Below are 24,209 nucleotides of genomic sequence, written 5' to 3'. Positions count from 1 at the left end.
TGGCTTATCATCAATCGGAGCGGCGGGATTCGAACCCACGACCTCCACTACCCCAAAGTGGCACGCTACCAAGCTGCGCTACGCCCCGGTCAGAATTATTATTCTATAACAAAACTCTAGGATAATCAATAGGCAAATTTAAAAAACCTTAAGTATCCCAGTAGCTTGCAGTAAATCTGGAACAGCAGAAGCATCCCATTTACCTTCTACACACCGCCCTGTATTCAAGATGAAGCGCAGACTGTAAGCATCAGGATAACCTTCCACCTCCATCCATAATAAATCGCTTTCAGCTTCACAGGCAATTTTTTCCTCTTCCATTAATTCAGTTGCGAGTTGTTTCATGGTATCTGCTAGTTGTGCTAATAGACGGCAAAAATCATTCAACTCGGCTTCGGTTAACTCAATTGCCCAATCATCTGTACCAACTAAACCTTTAAAATCAGGTGCATCGGGGTTCCAGCCAATACGCCAGCCAGATCCGCTTTTTACAACGCGTTCCATAAAAAGTTAAGAGTTAGGAGTTATTAATTTACAACTCATAACTTTCCTATTACTTCAGTAATTCGGCACCTCCTCGTTGGGGCGGCTGTGGGGTAGTTGATGTACTAGGATTGGCTGTGGTATTCGAGTTAGGCGATAGGGTATTTTGAGAAGTAGGATTAAATATATTGACTAAGACTTGCACTAAAGCATCTCGCTGGCTGCGGGTGAGACGACTGATGGCTTTGCGATCGCCTTCTAGAGGATTTTCCCGTAGTGAATCATTTCCTGGATAGCTAGTATCATAGATAATTTCGTTCGCACCCAGGTAATCAGCTAAAGTTAGCTTCCAATCTAAGCGATAAATTGGGGCACGCCCTTTGGTATAAATGTGATATTTAATCAGGCGATTTACCAAGGTGTTGTTTTCGGCAACTTTTCCATTTTCTTTGCTGATATACTTATTTTCCCGTGGTAAATTTGGCAATTGCTGATACACTTGCTGCCAAACATCGCCAGGAGTAATTCTCTGAGCGATCGCAGGTTGGATGCTAAATAAATTTGTCTGTATTGATGATTTATCAGCCCCTGAACTCAAAACAATTACACCCACTACCATTAAGGCAGTGAGTGCCTGCCAGGGCTTGAGTCGGGGTGGAATGAACGATAAATTTTTGCTCATCCTACCTTCTTTAAAGTCTTTTTTTATATTTCACCAATAATCTCTGGCTGAGTCAATTCATCGGACATTTCGATAATTGCCCTTAACACTGGTTTCATCATCACATCTTCGTTACTTTCAAAGTCTTCATAACGCCGACGTTTAGCACGATTTGCCACCTGAACCGTAATCCGGTAACGATTTGAGGCTGCACCAATCAGCTCCTCAGCCCGGTGCATAATCTGAGACTGAGTTGTCTCGAACTTAGAACGCTTTAGCATAATTAGTGGTTCTTGGGGTCATTCCCCAGTGTAGCAGTCCTGATAAATCTGCTGGTGTGTATTTAATCGCTAGCAACCTCTATCAACATAGAGGTTGAGAATGTTTTAATCACTTTATAAGTTAAGTTACTTATATAGTATTACCTAACTAAAGTGACACACCCTTATGGCTGACCTTTTGGAAACTGCTGTCAACGCGGGAAACTTCAATACCCTGGTAAAGGCTGCGGAAGCTGCAAATCTCATAGAAATTCTGAAGAGTCCTGGTTCTTTTACACTATTTGCACCAACTGATGAAGCCTTTGCGAATCTGCCAGAGGGAACTTTAGATTCGCTACTACAAGATATCCCCAAGCTCAAGAAAATTGTGGCGTATCATATCGCTAGTGGGGATGTTCGGTCTGATGACTTGGTACAGATTAATGAGGCAGAAACGCTTGAGGGGTCAATTGTAGCCATTGAATCTGCCGACGGCAAATTTAAGGTAAATAACGCCAATGTCCTCAAAACAGATATTTTGACAGACAATGGCGTGATTCATATTATTGATGCAGTGTTGATGCCTGCAATGGTGGCGGGAAGCTAATGTATAAGGCATGGAGTAGGGGAGAATTTGCAGTAAGTCTTTCCGCTTTCCTATCCTCTCTGCCCCTCTGCTTATTGTCTACTCCCCATTGCCTACTCCCAGGATGCAGCCACTACGTTCAGGAAGAGTTAATGACAACTGCTGAGTTTTTGCTTCACCATTCCACTCAACCTCAGCAGTGCCATATAACAGCTTGTTGGGTTGACTACGCAAACTGACGACATCTGCATTCGCTGTTGCCGAACTTGTGCCAGGGTTGATGGCAATTATCAATTCCTCTGTCCCCAAAGTTCGCGCAAAGATATAAAGTTGTCCTTGAGCATGGAGGACTTGGTAATCACCTGTACGCAACGCTGGGTAAGTGTGGCGTAGGGCAATTAATTGACGGTGACTATTGAAAATTTCTTGCTCCCACTTAGCTTCTAAAGGAAAGCTACGACGTGAGTCTGGATCTATGCCACCAGGTAAACCAACTTCATCACCATAGTAGATGCTGGGGGCACCGGGAAAGGTGAGTAGCAGTAGAGTTGACAATTCCACGCTAGCTTTATCGCCGCCTGCAATGGTCATCAATCGGGCTGTATCGTGACTTGCTAGCAAATTGAGTTGAGTTAGCTGAATTTCCCAAGGGTAAAGTTCCAGTACTTCCTGGATTTTAGTGGCGTACTCAGCAGCAAATAAGGGTGGGTAGGGTTGATAGTCACGGCTTTGGACTTGTTCTAAGACTACGCGATCGCCAGCCGCAAAGGCAATTGTTGGCCCGGCAAATAGATAATTCATTACCCCGTCAAATTGCGTTCCATCCAACCACTGTCGAGAATCTCCCCAGACTTCGCCCACAATGTAAGCTTCGGGATTGACTGCCTTAACGCGATCGCGAAATTCCTGCCAAAAGCCAGGAGTTTTTATTTCAAATGGTACATCTAACCGCCAACCGTCGATGCCGAATTTAATCCAATATTCGGCAATTTCCATAATGTATTCTCGTACTTCTGGATTGTCGTGGTTAAATTCTGGCAAGGCGCGATTTCCCGCCCAACCTACGTAGTTTGCGGGGAATTCACCCGTGTAGGGTGCAAGAGGCCAGCCTTCTATTTTGAACCAATTTACCCAAGGCGAATGGGGACCATTTTCTAGAACGTCGTGGAAAAAGAAAAAGCCACGGCTGGAATGGTTAAACACCCCATCCAAAACAACTTTGATATTCCGTTGATGGGCTGCGTCAAGCAATTCCTTAAAAGCCTCGTTACCCCCCAGCATCGGATCAACTTGGTAATAATCGTGGGTATGATAGCGGTGATTGCTAGCGGATTGAAAAATGGGTGTAAAGTAAATCGCGTTGATTCCCAGATCCTGGATGTAGTCTAAACCCTCCATGATGCCCCATAAGTCGCCGCCTTTATAACCTTGGAGTGTTGGCATAGCGTCCCAATCTTCCCAACGGGCTTCACGTAGCAGCCGTTTACGCGGCTGTTTGCTTCTGGCAAAGCGATCTGGAAATATTTGGTAGAAAACAGCGTGTTTTACCCAGTCTGGTGTTTGAATTTGCATGAATAACTTTTTGTAGCTTCAGAAGCGATCGTTGCAAATATTAGCTTCTTTATGGCTCCTACTTATGATAGAAAATCTGTGATTTCTCAGTACTCATTAGGGATTTATAAAACTTACGCAAAAAAACTTTCAAACTCTTATTCCTCCGTGTCGCGCCAGTTGCTTCTCCTAAGGGAGACGCTGCGCGTAGCAAGTCGGGAGCAAGAGCGCACTGGCTTCTCTGCGTCCTCTGTGGTAGCCTGCGGCAAGCCGCTTTGCGTCTACGATTTTCTGTTACCTATAAGTCCTGATTTATACCAATTCTTTGTGAAACTTGGGGTTTAAGCGCCTTGTTCTAGAGCAACCTCGCAGATAATCACTATTAATTATTCTGACTACAATTCGTTAGTGTTTAATGTTTATTAAAATTATCTTTTTGATTTATTACTTAATTATTCTTTATTTTATTTTATTTACTTTGTCCGTAATCATTTAGGCAGACACTGGATCAGTTTAATAGCTTCATAAAAATTCCCAGTGACGCCAGTCTTGGGTAATTCTTAGATGCGGCTGCTCAAAATGTCTCACGAGCCAGAGAAATCACTATGAGGGAGACATAATTGATGAATATGAGTTATGAATTAGCAATTGTCTTAGGAATAACTTCCCGCCTTCTAAGCTTATTTGATGTTATTTAGGAAAAAAATAGATAACTATAGTCGCATCAAATAATCAAGGCGAAAAAACTACATAGTCTGCATTAATCCTAGAGCGACTTATCAGGGTAAACTACTTTGCTTTCACCCAATAAATTAAATTTGAGGTAAAAATGAGACACGAAAAACTTTCTCCCGGACTACTTTTGGCATTTCAAGACTATCAAAATGAAGGAGATCAAGCTTTAGTTACACATAAGCGATCGCTTGGGATAACTGCCCACAAAAGCCCGGTCAAGCCAACTAAGAGCGTCGTTTTTATTTACTGCGACCCTGATGCAGACTTGAGTTATCTGTCACAATATAATATTGAAGTCAATCAGAACTCTGGGAGTGTGCGGACAGCTTTCTTACCAATAGAGAGTTTAGATGTCTTATCTGAAGAAGATGTTATTCAGCGGATTAAGCCATCACGCAAACTTCATTTGAGGATGGACACTGCACTAGTAAAAATCAAACTGCCGGAGTTTAAGAACCATACCGGACTGACTGGTAAAGGAGTAATCATCGGCATTATAGACAGTGGCATTGATCCGAAACACCCCGCCTTTGCTGGGCGAATTTTACAAATTTGGGATCAAATACTACCAGGCCCAGGAGTCACAGAGGGCGGCTATGGGGCTGAATTGACGGGAGCGCAACTGACAATTTCTCAGGACACTGGTGGTCATGGAACTCACGTTGCTGGAATTGCCGCTGGTGCCGATACTACCTATGGTGGTGTAGCACCAGAGGTAGAATTAGTTGTCGTCAGATCAGATTTACAGGATGCCCACATTGCTGATGGCGTCCGTTACATTTTCCGAGTTGCTAGAGAGTTGGGACGCCCAGCAGTGGTGAATCTCAGCTTGGGTGGACACGCTGATCCCCATGATGGTAGCGACTCCTTATCCAAAGTCATTGACGCCGAAACTGGCCCTGGAAGAATTGTTTGCTGTGCTGCGGGTAACGAAGGGGACGCCAATATTCATGGACAAGCGACGATACCCAGTGGGCGCACTCGTGGTATGCGCTTTAATGTTCCTTTGAATCAAATAGGCATAGTCTGGTTAAACGCTTGGTATTCTAAAGATAGCGAATTGGAAGTATCAGTGCGGAGTCCGAACGGTTTTGTCACCCCCTTCCAAAAGATAATTATTGACGCCAATCCTGCACAAGATTACCAATTACCGGATGCACGGGTGCAATTAGCGACACCAGGGCCAGATCAAGCCAACGGCGACCATAATTTCTTTGTACAAATACGTGGTAATGGCCCCTCGCCAGTAATGGGAGGTGTTTGGCAACTGCGAGTCCGCAACACTTCTTCAACTGACACACGGTTAAATGTGTGGACATTAGATGACACTTCGTCAGTATTTTTCACAGGTAAAAGCGTGAAGGATGCGATAAAAATTGGTTCGCCAGGAGCCGCCAGCAGTGCAATCACAGTTGCTGCCTATACTACTAAAACCAAGTACACAGATATTGATAACCAAGTGCGAGAAATGGGCTTAGAATTGCATACTATTTCGGAATTCAGTAGTGAAGGTCCACTACGCAATGATGGACACAAGCCCGATGTAGCAGCACCAGGAGCAATGATTGTTTCCACCCTTTCCGCCGATGCCAGTTTTGACCGCTCATCGATGATTAATTCCAAGTTTGTGGTTCAGGCTGGTACGAGTATGGCGACACCGTTGGTTAGTGGATTAGTAGCATTGCTGTTGCAGCGAGATCCTAAACTTGATCCGGCTACTGTGAAAGACTTACTACGCAAAAATAGTGCCATTCCCGGAAAACCCGCAGGCACATTTGATCACAAATGGGGTTATGGAGTGATTAATGCTTTAAATCTGTAATCAGACTGAAAAAGGTGGATATTATTTCTGTACAAGGGTAGGCGATAAAAACCTATAACTTTGATAAGTTAGGGTAGGGAATTATTGCCTGCCCTTTTTACCAAGGAATTGCTGATGAATTATCAGAAACTAGACGCCGCTCTTGCTACAGCGCTGAATGATGTTCAAGATTCAGAAGAAACTAGTTTGGAGGTTTTCATCCATACTGAACCAATTTTAGACTCTGCTGCAACTGCTATTTTAGAAAGTTTAGGCGTCAGTGGTGTTATTAGTGGCAAAGATATTTTTACGGCAACACTGTCACAAAATGCCATTTCCCAATTGTCAGAGCAACCTTGGGTGAAGTATTTAAAGCGATCGCAGCAATTACGTTTGGTTAATAAGAAAATAAATATAGGGAAGTTGGGTGTTTAATGGGCATTGCCTAACCCTACACTACGCGGATAATTTTTTGCAGTTACTGTAAATCAGGTTTTTGTTTTTTTGGAAACTTACACTTCACCTCAATTTGCAGATTACTTTCAGCTGAACCTTCGGTAATGTAAGGAATGCCAGCTTAGCCACCCAACTTAATGCCGAATGAAAGTTTTACCTCCTCAATCTCAGCAGTATTGAAGTCTTTAAAAGCACTAAGAGCATAGATAGTATAAGAGCGAATCATTTGGCTTTGCTTGTTGCATCCGAGCGATCACCTCCCTGGAAGCAGTCAATGGGAGATCATATCTTTTACACCAGGAGAAGATATTTTGGGCAAATTTGTTGATGTTTTGACTCGACAAAAACAGCAAAATCAGTCACATCTAGGGAATTTTTTGTTGAAGAGTAATTATTATCAACCGTTTCAGCAATCAATTAACTTAATTGAACTTTGCGATCATCGATGTCTTCAAAGGAGTATAAAATGTCCACGATGTCTACCAAAAAAAGGTGTCAATACCAATTCTGTGTGATTTTGCCACAAATCAGATCCTCCTGCCTCTTTTACCCCCTTTTTTGAGGGAATTGGGGGTATCTTAATGTGCAAATCCACAGAAAAATGGTAATAGTCATAAAACTTGTGTAGCGATCGCTTCTATATATCCCTTTTTAATACAAATGTTCTATTTTGTTTCGTCAGTGGACGCACTATCCATCACCAACAGCATTCTGTAAAATTCATCCCTGAGAATATTTGCTCCCCCCTTACCAGCTGCCACATACAGTCCTAAACTGAATATGAGAGTTGAAAGGCAGTCGGGAGAAATTTTGTGAAGAAAGTATTATCAATGATTCTTGGTGGTGGCGCGGGTACACGTCTTTATCCGTTAACCAAACTCCGTGCTAAACCAGCAGTACCAGTAGCGGGGAAATATCGCCTAATCGATATCCCTGTCAGTAACTGCATAAATTCCGAAATATTCAAAATCTATGTACTGACACAATTCAACTCAGCTTCCCTGAATCGTCACATCGCCCGTACCTACAACTTTACTGGCTTCACCGAAGGTTTTGTGGAAGTGCTAGCCGCACAGCAAACTCTAGAAAACCCCAACTGGTTCCAAGGTACAGCCGATGCTGTGCGTCAGTACCTGTGGCTGTTGGAAGAATGGAATGTAGACGAATATTTGATCCTCTCCGGTGATCACCTCTACCGCATGGATTATCGCCATTTTATCCAGCGCCATAGAGAAACGGGTGCTGATATTACTCTCTCAGTCATCCCTATCGATGAGCGCCGCGCCTCGGATTTTGGCTTGATGAAAATTGACAATTCTGGTAGAGTAATAGATTTTAGCGAAAAACCCAAAGGTGAAGCGTTAATCAAAATGCGCGTTGATACAAGCGTACTGGGATTAACAAAAGAACAAGCCCAGGAACAGCCTTACATCGCCTCGATGGGGATTTATGTCTTTAAAAAAGAGGTTTTGTTCAAGTTATTGAGAGAAGGTTTAGAACGGACTGATTTCGGCAAAGAAATTATTCCTGATGCTTCTAAGGATTACAATGTTCAAGCTTATCTGTTTGATGACTACTGGGAAGATATTGGAACAATTGAAGCATTTTATCACGCAAATTTAGCCTTAACTCAGCAACCCCAGCCACCCTTTAGTTTCTACGATGAAGAAGCACCAATTTATACCCGCCCTCGTTACTTACCTCCGAGTAAACTTTTAGATTGCCAGATCACAGAATCAATTATCGGCGAAGGTTGTATTCTGAAAAATTGCCGCATTCAACATTCAGTATTAGGAGTGCGATCGCGGATTGAATCTGGCTGCGTCATTGAAGAGTCCCTACTCATGGGTGCAGATTTTTATCAAGCTTCTGTAGAACGCCAATCTAACGCAGAAAAAGGTGACATTCCCGTAGGTATCGGTACTGACTCGCTTATTCGCCGTGCCATCATCGATAAAAACGCCAGTATCGGTCACGATGTCAAAATTATCAATAAAGATAATGTGCAAGAAGCTGACCGTGAAAGTCAAGGTTTCTATATCCGTAGTGGTATCGTGGTGGTGCTGAAAAATGCTGTAATTCCTGATGGAACAATCATTTAATAGTTAGGAGTCATTCAATTTTAGATTTTAGATTTTAGATTTTTTCTTCAATCCAAAATTCAAAATCTAAAATTGACAGAGTTAGGAGTTAGGAGTTAATGACTGAAAATTCTGATTACTTCTCATTCCTCACTTTTAATTCCTCACTCCTAACTTCTCACTGCTCACTTTTATTACTGATTGGTCTTCCAGGTAGCGGTAAGTCAACTTTGGCAAAAACATTACTGGCAGAATGCCCCCAGATGTCACTGATTTCTACGGATGCCATCCGGGGGCAACTGTTCGGTTCGCAAGCCATTCAGGGACCGTGGCTGCTGATTTGGCGAGAAGTAGAACGGCAATTTCAGCAAGCTATTTCTACAGAAAATACAGCAATCGACGCTACCAACGCCCAGCGCCGCCATCGGCGTCAAGTCATTGCTTTAGCCCGTAACTTGGGCTTTACCCAGATTACAGGAATTTGGGTGGATACGCCAGTTTCGCTGTGTTTGGCACGCAATAAAAGGCGATCGCGCCAGGTTCCAGAAGAAATTATTTTGCGGATGCACCGTCAACTCCGAGATGCTCCCCCAAGCCTGGAAGAAGGGCTAGACAGCCTGATCCGCTGATCAGAAAAATCGGAGTACGGAAATTGCGATCGCACGGTGAGCAAGAACCACACTTGATTTTCTATATTGTTTGCTAATTTAAAATCAGATTCTTTATTGCTTGGCACTATACCTAGCAATAAAGAATCTGTGATCTTAAAAAAAACATAACAGGAATTTCTATAGGAGACTAGTAGATGGCTGCAACCGACTTCAAAGACTATTACGCAATTTTGGGAGTTAGTAAGACTGCCACTCAAGAGGAGATTAAGCAAGCCTTTCGTAAACTAGCCCGCAAATATCACCCCGATGTCAACCCAAATAACAAACAAGCAGAAGCACGCTTCAAAGAAGTTAGCGAAGCCTACGAAGTTGTGTCAGATGTAGATAAACGCAAAAAATACGACCAATTCGGTCAATATTGGAAACAAGCTGGTGAAGGTTTCCCATCCGGCGGTGTTGGTGCTGATATGGGTGGCTTTGACTTCAGTCAATACGGCAATTTTGATGAGTTCATTAATGAGTTGCTAGGACGCTTTGGCGGTGCTAGCCCTCGCAGTGGACGACAACAAAGTTACTCACAAAATTACTCAAATTACTCACAAAATTACTCTTACCGCAGTTCTACAGGTGCGGCGAGTGGTTTTAGCGGCGGCTTTAACGATTATGGGTTTGGTGATGCAAGCACCGGTACTTCCCAGGACACAGAAGCTGTAATCAGCCTAACTTTTGCTGAAGCATTTAACGGTGTGCAAAAGCGCTTCAGTTTAGGTAACGAAACAATTGATGTTCGTATCCCATCTGGAGCTAAACCTGGTACTCGCCTGCGCGTGCGGGGCAAAGGTCAAATTAACCCGATGACTCAACAACGAGGGGATTTATACTTAAAAGTCGAACTTCAGCCGCATTCGTTCTTCCAAATGGAAGGCGATAACTTGGTGTGCGAAGTAGTAATCACGCCAGATGAAGCTACTTTAGGAGCGTCTATTGATGTACCCACTCCTGATGGTTTAGTTAATGTCAAGCTACCAGCAGGAGTGCGTTCTGGTCAATCTCTACGTTTACGTGGCAAAGGTTGGCCTGTAGCTAAGGGTGGACGCGGCGATCAGTTGGTGAAAGTGGCGATCGCACCACCAAAAGACCTCAGCCAGCAAGAGCGGGAATATTATGAAAAAATTAGGGCTATACGTACTTATAATCCCCGCAGTCATTTGCAGCAAGTTAAGCTGTGAAAATTTACCTTTGTAGAGGCGGTAAATTTACCGTCTCTACATTAATTAAGGATGAATTTGCTGTTTATTTCTGGCTACCACAATGGACTTAAACGCTTCCAGATTGCCTCCGGTGTAGCCTCCGTGGCTTGCCACGTTGTCCGTGCAACTAAGAAGCGATCGCACCAAGCACTCAGTTTTGGATATTCACTTAATAAAATGCCTACTCTCGGCAACCGCATTACTACAGTTCCAGCCACAACTTCGGCAAGAGTCAGGTTGTGACTAGCTTGAGTTTGGGCGATCATCTAATAAATTTTCAAAAAACTTTAGCACTGTGGCAATTTTTTGCTGCGCCTTCTCGATTTTTTCTGGATCTCCTCCAGGTAAGCCGAGAAACTGAGGTAAAAATGTGCTGCTTGCTGGCAAAAGCTCATTCACAGTTACCAGTTGTACCATCCGAATGATCGCTAAATCCTTGGTATCTTTTGGCAACATCGCAGGCGTGGGGTATTTTGCCTCTAAATAGTCCAGAATTGCCAAAGATTCCACTACATTAAAGCCATCATCTACCAACACTGGAATGTGGTGGAAAGGGTTAATTGCCAAAAACTCTGGTTTAAACTGCTCTCCATCCAGTTTTATCTCTACCAATTCAAACTCAAGTCCTTTTTCTAGTAGAGTAATCCAGACGCGGCGAGAGTTGGGAGAAATAGGTGAATGATAAAGGGTTAACATGAGATAACCTCACAGCTTTACAAGTAGGGCGGACATTGCCAATCTTACACCTTATACTCAATTGAATTGTTCTAACAATGTATCAATACTGGCGTTGTGATCCAGAAAAGAAAATAAATGCCAGTAGCGGAGTTTTCCCTCATTATCTAATACAAACTGGGCTGGTAAAGGCGCTCCCAGTGCTTGTCCTACTTGATAGGTACGAAATATGCGACAACTTGGATCACTCAGCAACGGCATTTGTAAGGCTAAATCCCTGACAACTATTTGACTCTGCCGTTCATCGGTACTAGTAATCATCAAAACTTCTATACCACGCTTTTTAAATTGCTCATAATTCTCCTTCAAAGCTTTGATGTGAGGAAAACAAAAAGGACAATATTGTTTTTCGGTAAATATCCGAGTAAAGGCGATTAATACTGGTTGCTTGCCTTTATAATCAGACAATTTTACTAAAGTCCCGTTGGTAATATCTGGCAGTTTAAAATCTGGTGTTCCTACTCCCAACCTGAGTTGATGTGTTGCTGGAACTGGTAAAAAATTGCGGAAGAAGCGCTCATTCAATAAACCACTAAAATCAGTTGAAGTAAGCATAATATTAACCCTGATTATTTAAATACTATTGTATGAAAAAACCACAGATACATATGGAGGTTGACACTGTTTAATGTGTATCTCTATTTACCTGTGGTTTTCATTTATTTTACTCTCAACTCCAATAGGATGGATTAAAGTTTGGTAGCTAGCAAAATTTAGACAGCAGAGAAGTATACTTTAGACTTCACTGGGTCAGGAACCATTGTCTGATCACCAGGTTGCCAACCAGCTGGGCAAACTTCGTCGGGGTGAGACTGAACATATTGAATTGCTTGCAATGTCCGCAGGGTTTCATCAACGCTGCGACCAAAAGCTAGGTTGTTGATGGTGGCGTGCTGTATGATACCATCTTTATCGATGAGGAACAGACCACGTAAGGCAATGCCTGCTGCTGGGTCAAGCACGTTATAAGCGGCGCTAATCTCTTTCTTAATGTCGGAGACTAGAGGATAATTCAGGTCGCCGACACCACCAGACTTGCGATCTGTTTGAATCCAAGCGAGGTGGGAGAATTCACTGTCAACGGAAGCCCCAAGGACTTCTGTATTAATTTTATTGAATTCTTCGTAGCGATCGCTAAATGCTGTGATCTCAGTGGGACAAACAAAGGTAAAGTCTAGTGGGTAGAAAAACAAGACGACATATTTACCGCGATAATCGGAAAGTTTGATTGTCTTAAATTCCTGATCTACCACAGCGATTGCTGCGAAATCGGGAGCTTGTTGACCAACGCGGAGGCTTCCTTCGGTTCCGTAAGTGAGGGACATTAACCTAATTCTCCTTTATCCGTTTAGTAGCGTTAGAATTTGGGTCAGCTAAAACTCACCCATCTAGGCTCTCACAGTTTAATTACAATCTGTTACAAATATATCATACTCATAACGATTTTGAGTAGCAAATGCCTGATTTAGATACAAGAGAATGGTTGCTTACCAATGGCTTGGGAAGTTTTACCAGCGGTACGGTTTCTGATGTCCGCACGCGCGCTTATCATGGTTGGCTGTTTGCCGCTAGAAACCCGCCTTCTGGGCGGACTCTGCTGTTTTCGCACCTAGAAGCTAGCTTAGAAGTATTCGGGGGCATTGTGGCACTAGGGACAAATTTTTGGGGTAACGGTCAGATTGAACCGACAGGCTACGAATTGCTACGTTGTTTTGAGATTAACCCAGTGCCAAAATGGATTTGGGGTCAAGATAACTGGCAGTTAACTAGACAATTGGTGATGCCTTATGGTTGGGAAGGGAGTAGGGAAGAGAATCATACTTCCCACTTTCCAATGCCCAATGCCCACCTCCAATTTTGCCATCGAACTTTGATCCAATATCGCTATGAGGGAAGTGATACAGCGATTTTACGGCTGCGACTGCTGATAGCAGAATGTGATTTTCACCACCAGCAAACTGCTAGTCCAGGATTACAGTTCTCAGAATTGCTTGGGCAACAGCAAGTCTGTCTACAAGCAAAAAATTATGGGCATTTTGGTATACCTTGGCACTTGCGTTGGACACAAGGAAATTATCAATCAGATGCAGTTTGGTATTGGAATTATGGATTGCCTGAGGAGACAAAACGGGGATTAGGCGACAAAGAAGACCTCTACAGTCCTGGGTACTTGATAGTCACACTGCAACCAGGAGATGCGGTGACTCTAGAAGCACGAATAGGTTTTCCCGACTCTATGGCAGGTGTTCTCACCTCCGAAACCTTTGCAGAAGCCGTGGAAGCAGAGCAAGATCGGCTCTGCCAGATTTTTGGCTGGAGCGAACTCTCTGCTCTGCCCTCCCCTTTGCCCCCCATCCCTAGACCTGTGCCTCTTATGCCCCATGACGCCAATCGCCTCAAGTCGGGACCTTTCGGCAGTTCCTCCTGGGGGAAACCCCCAAACGCTCTCTACGAGAGGCTGGGCGAACGCGGACTCGCTAACGCTGCGCTATGCGCTAAAGCGTTTCCCCTTGGGAGAAGACCGGACTGCCTCACCACAGCCCTGGCTCCCCAATCCCCATTACCCCTTATCCCCAGAGGGGGCCCCGAGTTCCCCAATCCCCAATCTACAATCTGGCAGCAACTACTCAAAGCAAGCGATCAGTTTATCGTCTATAGAGCCTCAATTGCAGGCCCCACAATCATTGCTGGTTATCACTGGTTTAATGACCGAGGACGCGACATATTAATCGCCTTACCGGGGTTGGCACTAGTTCCACAACGCTTTGACTTGGCAAAAAGAGTATTAGGGACTTTTGGGCATTACTGTCGCCACGGTTTGATTCCTAATGCATTTGCTGATGCCAATAGCGAACCACTTTATAACAGTATCGATGCAGCGCTGTGGTGGATTGAAACTTTAGGACTTTATTTAGAAGCTACCCAAGACTGGGAATTTTTGGCAGAGCAATTCCCCGTAGTCCAACAAATCCACAAAGCCTTTGTTGGTGGTACACGCTACAATATTCAGGTTGATGCTACTGATGGGCTAATTAGTTGGGATGCTCGTGGTGTAGCCCTCACCTGGATGGATGTGGTAATTGGGGCAGACCCTCTCACTCCCCGTCATGGTAAGCCAGTAGAAATTAATGCGCTGTGGTATTCAGCTTTATGCTGGCTGAGTCAGTGGGCAGAACGCTTGAGCGAGCTTAAGTTTGGCGATCCAGTGCGTCTCACTAAGCAAGCACAACGTTATACTCACCAAGCACAACAGGTGAAAACCTCCCTGCAAAAGTTTTGGAATCCTCAGCTAGGTTATTTGTACGACACTATTGAGCCAGATGATCGCCGGAATTTTCAAATTCGTCCTAATGCCGTTTTGGCACTGTCACTGCACCATTGTGGGTTTTTTGCACAGCAAGGCTGTCAAGTATTAGATTTGGCAACTGCCAGCTTGCTTACCCCCTATGGTCTTCGCAGCCTCGATCCGGGAGATCCCGAATACAAAGGGAGATATGAGGGTAACCAAGAGCAACGCGATCGCGCTTATCACCAAGGCACTGTTTGGGCTTGGCTAATTGGCCCATTTATTCGCGCTTGGCAACGTTTTTATCCGCAACAATCACTGCCTTTTGATTGGCAACCCTTACTAGATCACTTCTTATCTGGCGCAGGTCTTGGTTCTATTTCTGAGATTTTTGATGGCGATGCACCTCATACACCCAGAGGAGCGATCGCTCAAGCTTGGTCAGTTGCCGAAGTAATCCGCCATATAAAATAGTGCTGAGTAGAAGAGATAGCTATAGCTCACCATTCACTATTTGTAAATTTTAATGTAAATTTTTATCCAAAAAGTGTAATAACAGGCTGAATTTATAGTTTTTATGATGAAAAGTTTTCAGCGATAAAGTATTTAGTTGTTCAAGTAAAATAGCATCATCAAAAGGTGGTTTTGATCCCAAAATCTATGTTTGCTGACTTGACTTTTGTATATAATTTTCTTGACCGAAGAACTTTTAACCTGCTGAAAAATATCGGCTGTTCACATCTCACATCTTAATTATCAAGAACATGAATCTACCAATCACATGAGGAGGAACAAGAAAGAGCCGATAATGATTCCCCGTGGAAAGAAATCCTAGAAGCTTACTTCCCACAAGCAATGCAATTTTTCTTTCCACAAACAGCAGCACTAATTAATTGGGAACGGCCCTACGAGTTTCTTGATAAGGAATTTCAACAAATAGCCCGTGAAGCAGAACTTGGTAGAAGATATGCAGATAAATTGGTCAAAGTCTGGCAAATTCAAGGAGAGGAAATTTGGCTGTTGATTCATGTCAAAATTCAGGCAAAATCGGAAGATAATTTTGCTCAAAGGATGTTTTCCTACAACCTGCGAATTTTTGATAAATTTGCTAAACCAGCCATTAGCCTAGCAATTTTGTGCGATGCTGACTCGACTTGGAGACCAAATCAATACAGTTATAATTATCCCGATTGTGGTCTACATTTTAGATTTGGAACCGTCAAACTGCTCGATTATCAAAATCGATGGACAGAGTTAGAAAAGAGCGATAATCCCTTTGCGACGGTGGTAATGGCACATTTGAAAACCCAGCAAACTAATAAACAGCTGGGAGAAAGGAAAACGTGGAAATTTAGTTTAATTCGGCGATTATATGAACAAGGGCTGCAAGAAAGGGATATTCGTAACCTCTATCGTTTTATCGATTGGGTTATGATTTTACCAAAAGGATTAGAAGCAGAATTTTGGCAGGAGTTTAAACAATTCGAGCAGGAGCGTACCATGAGTTACATTACCACAGGCGAGCGCATTGGCTACGAGCGAGGGAAGGAAGAAGGACAACAGGAACAAGCACAAACACTTGTACTACGACAGCTACAAAAACGGGTAGGAGAGTTACCACAACAGGTTTGAGAACAGATTCAGAGTCTTTCTCTAGAACAATTGGAAGCACTGGGTGAGGCTTTGTTAGATTTTAGTGCGATCGCTGATTTGCTCAACTGGCTACAAACTCATCAAATAGTTAGTGCTGAGTTTTGAATATTAGAGGTCAAACCTGCCTCTTACTACTTATAAATTTTAAAGTGGCTCAGGTCGGAGTTGAACCAACGACCCCAGGCTTATGAGTCCCAAAATAAAGCCAACCATATCAAGAGCTTCAGCTCCAGGTATATTATTTCATAGTCAGGTAATAGTCAACACCTGTTTTATAATCTTATTATATTGAGTGATTATTGACACTAAAGTTTTCATTGGCTAAATTTGATACAGATTGCAAGTAGTAAATAACCCTTAGGTTGATTGTGATTAAGTTCACGCCCCTTGCGTTATTGCCAATAGACTTAGTGTGTTGTGGTATCTCAGGAAACCACAGCAGCAGATTTACTTGGGCAGATTACTAAAATTAAGCATCAATAGATTCTTATCTCCTAAGAGTTTAGTTAAATGTTCTTCACCCACAACTTATATATGGAAAGTAATAATAATGGTCAGTCAGTTTTAGGAGCATTGATTTTTTTTGTATTAATAATTGGATTACTTAAGGGTTGCGGAGATGCTAGGTTTCAGTACAGATATGATGCTTGCATGGAAGGTTCCATTAAACCCACTGCCATATTTAAAGCTATATTTGTCTGTTTGTGGGTTTAATAATTTAGTGTTACCTCGCATAACTAAAATATGAATGAACTAAATGACAATAACAAAAAAAAGGCAGGCAAGGCAATTGGAAGTATAGCTTTACTAATTGCTATTATCTTTGTATCAAAGAATTATCAAGACTACCAAAACAGAGAGGAAATACGTAAGGGTTGTGAGCAAATGAAAGTAGCTAGCCAAGAGTGGGAAAGAATAAGACGGCATAATGTGGGTTCGTTAGAAGCAATGAAATCTGGTAAAGCAATATTAATATATAATGGCTTAGACTGCGACCAGATAAAATAGATTAGTAAATTTTAGTAAAAAAAATAGTTGAATCTATTTCTAAAATTAAGTATTTCAAGCTCCTGTTTTATTAAACTAACTTTTAAAATAAAAGAGGTTACAAAAGTGAAATCAGATGATAGAACTGCGAATTTAGTTTTATTTTCTTTATATTATTTGATTGCTTTATCCCTTATTACCTCATTCAAGTATTCTTTTTCTGTATGTGTGTTTTCATTGCTGATATGTTATGTGTTAATTTCAATTTTCTATAACTCTATTATGGGATTTTTAGCAGGTACTCCAATAGGGATAAATAATACTACACCTATAATAAAAAATGACACAAATCTTTATATTTTTGTTGTTAGGGCTTGCTTGTTGTGGATAGTCTTAAATATTTTATATGTATTAGGGTTACAATTACATTTTAGTATTATGTTTTATTTTGGAGATGTTTTGGGATCATTTTTGATTCTTATTATATTTTTATCACCTATATATTTACTTCCAAGGTACGGCAAATATATAAAGTAAAAAGCTTATTAAGCAGCCTTCAACATTGACAACTCAAAAACTACCTCTTCCAGTTCACCCCACAAATCATCACCGTAAATATTGGCACTTCTTCTCCTCTTCCAAGCATAAGCAGCTAAGGCTAAACTCATTACACAATCAGTAGCTAATCCTTTATCATCCAGTTTATAAAACCTTAACTCAGTCTTAAGTTGCTTTAACCTATCCTGCTCATCATAAGGAATTACCAATTTACCTTTCTCTACAATTCCTGCCAGATTAGAAAGCATAAAAGTTTTATGGTTATGTTTATTATGTTTAGCAGGTTTTTTAGTACTGTTAATAGGTGTGCAACGTAAGACTTCTTCGGGCTCTAGTTCCTTCTCTATAGCTTCCTTTAAGTACTGACCAGCTAATGCAGTGGAATCATAATATAAGTCCCCTGAGAATTGATTTAACCTACGTCTAATCCTTTCAATAGTTCCATTCTGGTCAAATAGTGGAGTCTTACTAATTCTTTCAAAGGCTACTATTCTTAATTCTCTATCAATAAATTGAAGTGTAGTTAATACAGTCGAGTCACCATTAGTATCACCAGCTACATCAACTCCAGTAAAGAATAAAGAGGTAGGCCCACCTTTAGGTAGATAAGGATAGTTAATATTAGTACCATGCTCAGGCAAGCAGAAGCCTGTAAGGGGGTCGTCATAGGAAAAGAAGCAGGAATGTTTCTCTCCTTTTTCAATGGCTACATCCAAGTAACTTCCAGCAAAGAATGTAGACCCATAGTTAGCAAACTTTCCATAGACCTCCTCTCTAATCTGAGCTTGGGTCATATTGACCATGTTAGCTTGGATAGTTTCAGGGGGATTAACAGGATTATCAAACTGAGAAAACTCTGCGATCACAACTGAGTTATCTTTCTTTAGTTTACGTTCCTTAAACTCAGCCCATAACTTTCTAAAATAAATAGCTCCTTGCCCAGCAGTATCACCTTCTCCTTGAGGGGTAGAGATAAAGTACTTACGCCCACTAACTTCAGTTCCTCTGACATTAAGTATCTTCATACGTAAGTGTTCCAAAGCATACTCAGAGGCTGATTCATCTAATGTGGCTATATCTAAATAGAAACCTAGAATAAATCTTCCTCTCTGAACAGTAGCTTGAAACCAAATAATGCTATTTAAACAAGTTTCTATAAAAGGTTGCTGGCCATCAGAGATATGTTTAATGAACCCTATGCTAGTCAAGAAGGGGCTATCCTGAACTAGGTTGATTAATTCATCCTTTACTAACTTTGCCTGCTTGAGAGAAGGCGCACAGTTAATAGATTGAAACCTTTTACCATAGTCATTATAGAAGACAGAAGTAATAGGGCGCTTTCTATAGAATAAAAACCATAGATGCATAAGAGCAGTAACAAAAGTTTTACCACTTCTACTGCCTGCTTTTAATATTCCTTCTTGAGCATTAACAGCTTGTCTTAACCATTGTCTTTGCTTAGGGTGACCCTTAACTAAGTCACCTGTTTCAGGGTGGATTCTTTCAACTTCATTTAAATATAAGTTTACCTTATCTCCCAAAAAGTATTTAACAAATAATACAGGGTCATTTGCCCCAGCTAAGAATTGTTGTCTTAATGTTTCTGACTTTAATATACCTTCTAAATCTGATGGGATAGAAGTCATTAGTCATCCTCTCCTAACTCATATTCAACTTCTACATCAGCAGGTTTCAAAGCTAGTAGGTCATCTAATTTAGCTTCAGGGTTAGCAGATAAATAACCTCTAACCATATCTTGAATTAATGTTATAGGGTCTACACTTATTTGGTCATATAAAGATTTAAGGATAGCTTCATTCTCATTTCTATCACGTAATTCTTTTCTAGTCTTTAAAGTGGAATTAATCTGAGCTTGGTGAGCTTGAATAACTTTAGATATATCAGTAATAGCTTTACTTAAACCATTGATATTATTAGTGGCTACTTCTACTTCTCTAATAGGAGAACCAGTTATAGAGTTAAGTAATTCTACTGCTGTGTTATACCTTTCTATAATATCTGATTGATGTTCAATTAACCTACTAAGCATAGCGACACTAAGCATTAGGCTATTATCTATTAGTGTTTCTTTATTATAGTCAGTAGCCAATAGTTCTTTTCTTTCTTTATTTGTTAGTGATTTAATAGCTCTCATATCTTGATATTTAGTTAACTTAGAATTTAAACCATGAGTAATCTTAGCTTTAGCTGCTTTACCACCATGAGCTGCACAACATTTGTAGCCAAGCATTATATTATTTTTACATTGGGTACCATCCTTTTTAACTATAGAACATCTAATTGGCTGCTCTCTTTTACCTGATAGATATCTATGTTTATATACTGCGGTTTCGTTATATGAAGACAAAAACATATCCTTGAATTATTGAAGTAGTTAAAGGATATCATATTAAAAACTATATAAATAGGATTATTACACCTTTGGTTTATTAATTACAATTATTTTTATTTCTTTAACATCTAATTCAATTGATTCTAGTTTGTTAACTATTTTATTGTGAATTTCATTTGTCTCAGTTTCTAGGGTAACTAAAGTTTTCTTGATATCTTCTGAATTAGAATTGATTGCTTTAATAAAATGTTCTTGAGTTGATAGATAAGCTTTTAAATCAGGAAGTAAATGTCTAGCTACAAATTGAGTTAGTTTTTTACCTAATAAAAATATGCCTACTCCTACAATTGAGAGCGTAACTAAAACTGTTAGCGCATTAGTTGTTATTGAATTTAAACTTATTTGATATATATCCTGTTGAATATCTGCTTTATTAACTTTTTGAGTTTCAATTATTTTATTTAATTTTTCTTCCCCAGTGGTAGGATTAGTTAATATATAATCTTTTATCATAAGCCACCTATTAATATCCCTTCCACTAAAACGGAAGGGATATATTTTATTTATCTTTATACTTACTGTTTTTATTTTCTATAAGGTTAGGGGGTTCATTAGAAGTTAACAATTCCGAAAGCTTACTTTGAACAGTTTTAAACTCCTCTAAAAAACCTAATTCTTCAGGGGTACCAGAGATAGTAGGTAAAGGTTCAATCTTGTAGACTTCTCCTTGCTCATCTCTATACTCTGGTTGCATTAGCAATTCTAATTTAGCATCTACAATGTTACCATTTTTAATATCACCTTGATAGCGCCATACAACGGTGTAGGGAGTTAAAGTAATACTAATAGGGCTATTAGACTTAGAGGCCTTATCTGTCTCTTTATTAGGCATATATTTATCTGTTATTTTATTAAAGTTTATTTAGTTGATACTCTGTGATTGCCATTAGTTTACCAAGTACTTAAACCAGTACGTTTCCAAGTATTAGTAGCCACACAAACATAAATGTAGCTTGCATCAATTCTTATGTCCCCTAATACTCCTGTATCAGTTGCTGAAGTTGGGGCGGTATTGAGAGCAGATAGCTTAAATTGGCTACCTTTTATTGAGCCATTAACCTGTAATGCATTAACCCCATCATCTGTGTTACTACCAACGCCAACCCTACCAGTATTAAATAGAGATAGTGAGTTGTATACGGTACTTGTAGCTGTTTCCCTAATCCTAAAGAAGAAGGGTCTCATTGCCCCAACACTACCTGAAACACAATCAATGAAGTAAGCGTTGTTCAATCCACTAGCACCACCTCTAGCTGCTAATAGATTTAGGTATTCACCACTAGCCCGTTTTAGTTGAACTGTTTGCTCAGTGGCACCTTGACCTAAAATTACTAAGCCTTGGTTAGAACTAAACAAACTAGTAGTAGTTACAGTTCCATCATCAGAAGAAATTAAGTTTACTTTAGTGGTACTAGTACCAAAAGCAGAACCAGAGTAATATATATTACCTCCAAAGTATCCATTAGTAGCAACTCCAATACCTCCAGCAGTAATTAAGCTACCTGTAGTTGTAGAGCTTGCTGTTGTAGTATTAGTTACATTAACTATAGAACTAAAAGTTTTAGCCCCATTAATAGTTTGAGCCCCGGCTAAGTTAACATTAGAGGCATTTAAAGTGTCTACTTCAGAACTTAAATAAACAACTGGAGTAGAGCTAGTAGTATTAGTTTTTACTGTTCCATAAGCTGTACTAGTAGCAGGGCTAGAAGTACCTCCACCTCCAGAATCAACTATTACGTTGCCATTAGCATCAACAGGTACTACAGTTTGAGCATAGGTACCATCAGGTAATTTATAAGTACCCCCTACGCCAGTTTGTGCTGCTACTATTTGGTCAGCATATTGACCATTAGGTAAAGCAATTTTAGTCATATTTAAATATATTTATTAATATTAATTATTAACTTATTTAAATTTTATTTTATAAGCAGATTAAGTAGTTTCCAGAACTGTTAAGCTGGAATAACCTTGAGGATATGAATTAAGATTTCTATTGATATAACAATTTGCTGAGGTTATATTACCAACTCTAATTGAATACTCTGTAGATAAAGTAGTATTAGGACTATCTACAAAATCATAGACTACGGTATTACAAATTTTATTAGTTGTATCAATACTATCTATTACTGTTTCTTGAATAGTTAAGGTACCAACAGAACTATTGCTTCTTGTTAAAGCAATTTTCATTTTACCTGAAGTAAAATCTATACCACCTAAGCTAACTCTAATTAATACTTTGCTACTTGTTGTAGAGGGACTAAATATTATTTGTGTAAATGGTATTGATACATAAGTAGAAGAACTAGAAACACTCATAAGAGTTTCAGTTCCTATACCTGAACTAAATTGTTTTAATATAGGACTACTACCACTGCTACTAGAAGGGGTTGTTGGTTCCCATCTACTATTAGCTGAACTGTAAACTAATATTTGTCCATTAGTAGGAGCAGTAGATAAAACATTAGTTCCTTGGATTTTATTAGCGTTCCATTGTGCAGTTGTGTTCCCTACTTGAGTGGCAGTTATATCTGTTACTCTTGCAATAGTGCTAGGTATCTGAGCTACAGGTACTAAAGTATTAGTATCTAAACTTGCTACTCCAGAAGCCGTACCTCTAGCACTAGTTGGAATTGCTCCTACTTGGCTAGCAGTTGTTGAGTGAGGGTTAGAAGTGTTTGATGTATGAGTTGTTAAATCACTAGAGGCAGCAGCTCCTAGAGCACCTAATGCAGAAGAGGCGGTAGTAGAGCCGGTGCCTCCCTTAGCAATAGATAATGTACCTCCAAGATTTACTAAAGTTAAGTTAGCTTCAGCTATATCAATATCTATTTCATTATTAGCTGTATCATTTGTAACTGTAATCTTACTAGACCCAGCATTAACATTTCTAAATTCTAAATTAACTCCTGTCTTTTGTTTATAAACTCCAACTCCCCCTACTCCAACATTAGATGCGGTATTAGTTTCACCTGAACCTCCACCTCCAATTGTTTGATTAGTCCATTTAGATGTTGTAGAGTTGTAAGCTAATACTTGACTATTAGTAGGGGAGGTAAGAGAAACATCTCCTAACTCATTTAAAGTGTCATAATTAGAAATTAAAGTATTAACTTCAGTCTTAGTATAAGTTGTACTTTGGTTAGCTTTATTTGTTAATAGAGTATCAGTTTCAGTTTTAGTATATGTAGTAGATTGATTTGCTTTAGTAGCTAGTCCGGTTGTAAGTTCGGTATCTCTTGTAATAGAATCATCTATTTGCCCATCAGAAATCTTACCACTACTATTTAAAGTAGCTACACCTAATGCAATTCCTTTATCGGTTAAAGGTATGTAGTTACCACTACTTCCAGTTCCACCTAAAGCTATACTATCCCAATCTGTAGAAGAAATAGAGGGTGTTTGAGTAGTAGTTTTATTAGCCCTATAAGAAGAGTCAATGTAGAACACACCTTGATTCTTTTTATAGGTTTTAGTATTTGACCAAACACCTGCCCATATTACTGCTAAACCATTTATGTAAATAGTTTCATTAGTAACTTTATCAGGAGTAATTTCTATTGCCATTTTATTTATTAATTACTATACAATTGTCCAGTTAATAATAGTTCAGTATTGGTTGTTAAACCTGTTATTATAAGTTTTATACTTGATGTATTAATTAAAGAGTAACTTTTTACAATTGCATTATCTGTTACTTCTGCACTAACATCCTGCCAAGTTAAACCTACAAGCTCTTGCAATTTGAATGTAATATTAGCTGAAGCTACTATTGAAATATCTAATCTCTTATAGTGAGTAACTGCTATAGAAGCTTGATACCCTCCTATTTGCAATATAGAAGGAATACCATAATCTGAATTAGTAAATTCATTTACCATAGCAGGTATAGTATCTATTAAGTCAGTAGCATAATAATCTAAATAACTTATAGTGAACTGTCCTGCTGAAGTCCAAGCTCCATTACTAGCTTTTCTTTCAATAAGAGAAGCTTTGTTTTCTAACTCATAAGGGACTTCCAGAGAATAAAATATACAGTTAATAAAAATGATAATCATTTTAAGGAGGGGGAGAGAGGTTGCCGACGGCAACCTCTCTCCCC

21 protein-coding genes, 1 tRNA gene and 3 pseudogenes are annotated in these 24,209 nt (G+C 40.1%); 9 read left to right on the top strand and 16 right to left on the bottom strand.

All coding sequences use genetic code 11. The annotated features are described in order from the left end of the window. Positions 1-14: 14 nt before the first annotated feature. From V7K21_RS11700 to V7K21_RS11685, 4 genes are all read right to left on the bottom strand, one after another. Positions 15-88 (bottom strand) — tRNA-Pro (locus tag V7K21_RS11700). A 50-nt stretch (positions 89-138) separates the two neighbouring features. Further along, positions 139-504 carry a DUF1818 family protein gene (locus V7K21_RS11695; RefSeq protein WP_335174341.1) on the bottom strand — a complete coding sequence of 122 codons (366 nt, stop codon included), beginning with the start codon at positions 502-504 and terminating at the stop codon, positions 139-141. 49 nt (positions 505-553) lie between these two features. Continuing rightward, positions 554-1,165 (bottom strand): hypothetical protein, encoded by a 612-nt coding sequence (locus V7K21_RS11690; protein WP_335174339.1) that lies wholly within the window; start codon positions 1,163-1,165, stop codon positions 554-556. A 23-nt stretch (positions 1,166-1,188) separates the two neighbouring features. Then, positions 1,189-1,425, bottom strand: coding sequence for a DNA-directed RNA polymerase subunit omega (locus V7K21_RS11685; RefSeq protein WP_273767371.1), 237 nt, complete (start codon positions 1,423-1,425; stop codon positions 1,189-1,191). Positions 1,426-1,591: 166 nt separating this feature from the next. On the opposite strand from V7K21_RS11685, the gene V7K21_RS11680 reads away from it, so the two are divergent. Beyond that, positions 1,592-2,011: a fasciclin domain-containing protein gene (locus tag V7K21_RS11680; protein WP_334724917.1), complete on the top strand. Its 420-nt coding sequence runs from the start codon at positions 1,592-1,594 to the stop codon at positions 2,009-2,011. Positions 2,012-2,089: 78 nt separating this feature from the next. On the opposite strand, the gene V7K21_RS11675 is transcribed toward V7K21_RS11680, so the two are convergent. Beyond that, a complete protein-coding gene (locus V7K21_RS11675; protein WP_335174337.1) occupies positions 2,090-3,562 on the bottom strand; it encodes a glycoside hydrolase family 13 protein in 1,473 nt (490 codons plus the stop codon). Positions 3,563-4,370: 808 nt separating this feature from the next. On the opposite strand from V7K21_RS11675, the gene V7K21_RS11670 reads away from it, so the two are divergent. Both V7K21_RS11670 and V7K21_RS11665 read left to right on the top strand, forming a co-directional pair. Next, positions 4,371-6,098 carry a S8 family serine peptidase gene (locus tag V7K21_RS11670; protein WP_335174335.1) on the top strand — a complete coding sequence of 576 codons (1,728 nt, stop codon included), beginning with the start codon at positions 4,371-4,373 and terminating at the stop codon, positions 6,096-6,098. Between the two features lie 114 nt (positions 6,099-6,212). Continuing rightward, positions 6,213-6,512 carry a hypothetical protein gene (locus V7K21_RS11665; RefSeq protein ID WP_335174333.1) on the top strand — a complete coding sequence of 100 codons (300 nt, stop codon included), beginning with the start codon at positions 6,213-6,215 and terminating at the stop codon, positions 6,510-6,512. Between the two features lie 43 nt (positions 6,513-6,555). Here V7K21_RS11665 and V7K21_RS11660 read toward each other — a convergent pair. Continuing rightward, positions 6,556-6,759: pseudogene (locus tag V7K21_RS11660) on the bottom strand (CU044_2847 family protein). 586 nt (positions 6,760-7,345) lie between these two features. Between V7K21_RS11660 and V7K21_RS11655 the strand changes: the two are divergent. The 3 genes from V7K21_RS11655 (at position 7,346) to V7K21_RS11645 (ending at position 10,454) form a co-directional block, all read left to right on the top strand. Further along, positions 7,346-8,635, top strand: coding sequence for a glucose-1-phosphate adenylyltransferase (locus tag V7K21_RS11655; protein WP_335174331.1), 1,290 nt, complete (start codon positions 7,346-7,348; stop codon positions 8,633-8,635). 98 nt (positions 8,636-8,733) lie between these two features. Beyond that, positions 8,734-9,243, top strand: a complete 510-nt coding sequence (locus V7K21_RS11650) for an AAA family ATPase (RefSeq protein ID WP_335174329.1) — start codon at positions 8,734-8,736, stop codon at positions 9,241-9,243. Between the two features lie 176 nt (positions 9,244-9,419). Then, positions 9,420-10,454: a DnaJ C-terminal domain-containing protein gene (locus V7K21_RS11645; RefSeq protein ID WP_335174327.1), complete on the top strand. Its 1,035-nt coding sequence runs from the start codon at positions 9,420-9,422 to the stop codon at positions 10,452-10,454. A 45-nt stretch (positions 10,455-10,499) separates the two neighbouring features. On the opposite strand, the pseudogene V7K21_RS11640 reads toward V7K21_RS11645, so the two are convergent. The 3 genes and pseudogenes from V7K21_RS11640 to V7K21_RS11630 form a co-directional block, all read right to left on the bottom strand. Continuing rightward, positions 10,500-11,171 (bottom strand): annotated as a pseudogene (locus tag V7K21_RS11640) (glutathione S-transferase family protein). A 57-nt stretch (positions 11,172-11,228) separates the two neighbouring features. Continuing rightward, complete coding sequence (locus tag V7K21_RS11635; RefSeq protein WP_335174325.1) at positions 11,229-11,765, bottom strand: peroxiredoxin family protein; 537 nt, start codon at positions 11,763-11,765, stop codon at positions 11,229-11,231. A 158-nt stretch (positions 11,766-11,923) separates the two neighbouring features. Continuing rightward, the gene (locus V7K21_RS11630) at positions 11,924-12,535 is read right to left on the bottom strand and encodes a peroxiredoxin (RefSeq protein ID WP_335174323.1); all 612 of its coding nucleotides are present in this window, start codon (positions 12,533-12,535) and stop codon (positions 11,924-11,926) included. Positions 12,536-12,666: 131 nt separating this feature from the next. On the opposite strand from V7K21_RS11630, the gene V7K21_RS11625 reads away from it, so the two are divergent. The 3 genes and pseudogenes from V7K21_RS11625 to V7K21_RS11615 all read left to right on the top strand — a co-directional run bounded on the left by V7K21_RS11625 (position 12,667) and on the right by V7K21_RS11615 (position 17,157). After that, complete coding sequence (locus V7K21_RS11625) at positions 12,667-14,970, top strand: amylo-alpha-1,6-glucosidase (RefSeq protein ID WP_335174321.1); 2,304 nt, start codon at positions 12,667-12,669, stop codon at positions 14,968-14,970. Positions 14,971-15,351: 381 nt separating this feature from the next. Further along, positions 15,352-16,254, top strand: a pseudogene (locus V7K21_RS11620) (DUF4351 domain-containing protein). Positions 16,255-16,893: 639 nt separating this feature from the next. Beyond that, complete coding sequence (locus tag V7K21_RS11615; protein WP_335174319.1) at positions 16,894-17,157, top strand: hypothetical protein; 264 nt, start codon at positions 16,894-16,896, stop codon at positions 17,155-17,157. 524 nt (positions 17,158-17,681) lie between these two features. Here V7K21_RS11615 and V7K21_RS11610 read toward each other — a convergent pair. From V7K21_RS11610 to V7K21_RS11580, 7 genes are all read right to left on the bottom strand, one after another. Beyond that, positions 17,682-19,340 carry a hypothetical protein gene (locus tag V7K21_RS11610; protein ID WP_335174317.1) on the bottom strand — a complete coding sequence of 553 codons (1,659 nt, stop codon included), beginning with the start codon at positions 19,338-19,340 and terminating at the stop codon, positions 17,682-17,684. Continuing rightward, positions 19,340-20,062, bottom strand: coding sequence for a hypothetical protein (locus V7K21_RS11605; RefSeq protein WP_335174315.1), 723 nt, complete (start codon positions 20,060-20,062; stop codon positions 19,340-19,342). The genes V7K21_RS11610 and V7K21_RS11605 overlap by 1 nt, the downstream gene beginning before the upstream one ends. Positions 20,063-20,128: 66 nt before the next feature. Next, the gene (locus V7K21_RS11600; RefSeq protein WP_335174313.1) at positions 20,129-20,560 is read right to left on the bottom strand and encodes a hypothetical protein; all 432 of its coding nucleotides are present in this window, start codon (positions 20,558-20,560) and stop codon (positions 20,129-20,131) included. Positions 20,561-20,606: 46 nt separating this feature from the next. Beyond that, positions 20,607-20,939, bottom strand: a complete 333-nt coding sequence (locus V7K21_RS11595; protein WP_335174311.1) for a hypothetical protein — start codon at positions 20,937-20,939, stop codon at positions 20,607-20,609. A gap of 59 nt (positions 20,940-20,998) precedes the next feature. Then, entirely contained in the window at positions 20,999-21,979 is a 981-nt protein-coding gene (locus tag V7K21_RS11590) for a hypothetical protein (protein ID WP_335174309.1), read from the bottom strand. Between the two features lie 60 nt (positions 21,980-22,039). After that, complete coding sequence (locus V7K21_RS11585; protein WP_335174307.1) at positions 22,040-23,674, bottom strand: hypothetical protein; 1,635 nt, start codon at positions 23,672-23,674, stop codon at positions 22,040-22,042. Positions 23,675-23,682: 8 nt separating this feature from the next. Further along, the coding region (locus tag V7K21_RS11580) for a hypothetical protein (protein WP_335174305.1) at positions 23,683-24,209 on the bottom strand (527 nt) is incomplete at its 5' end.

Source organism: Nostoc sp., from assembly GCF_036919595.1.
GTDB lineage: Bacteria > Cyanobacteriota > Cyanobacteriia > Cyanobacteriales > Nostocaceae > Nostoc.
Note: the sequence above shows the minus strand (reverse complement) of the source record. Positions and strands in the feature narration are given on the sequence as shown.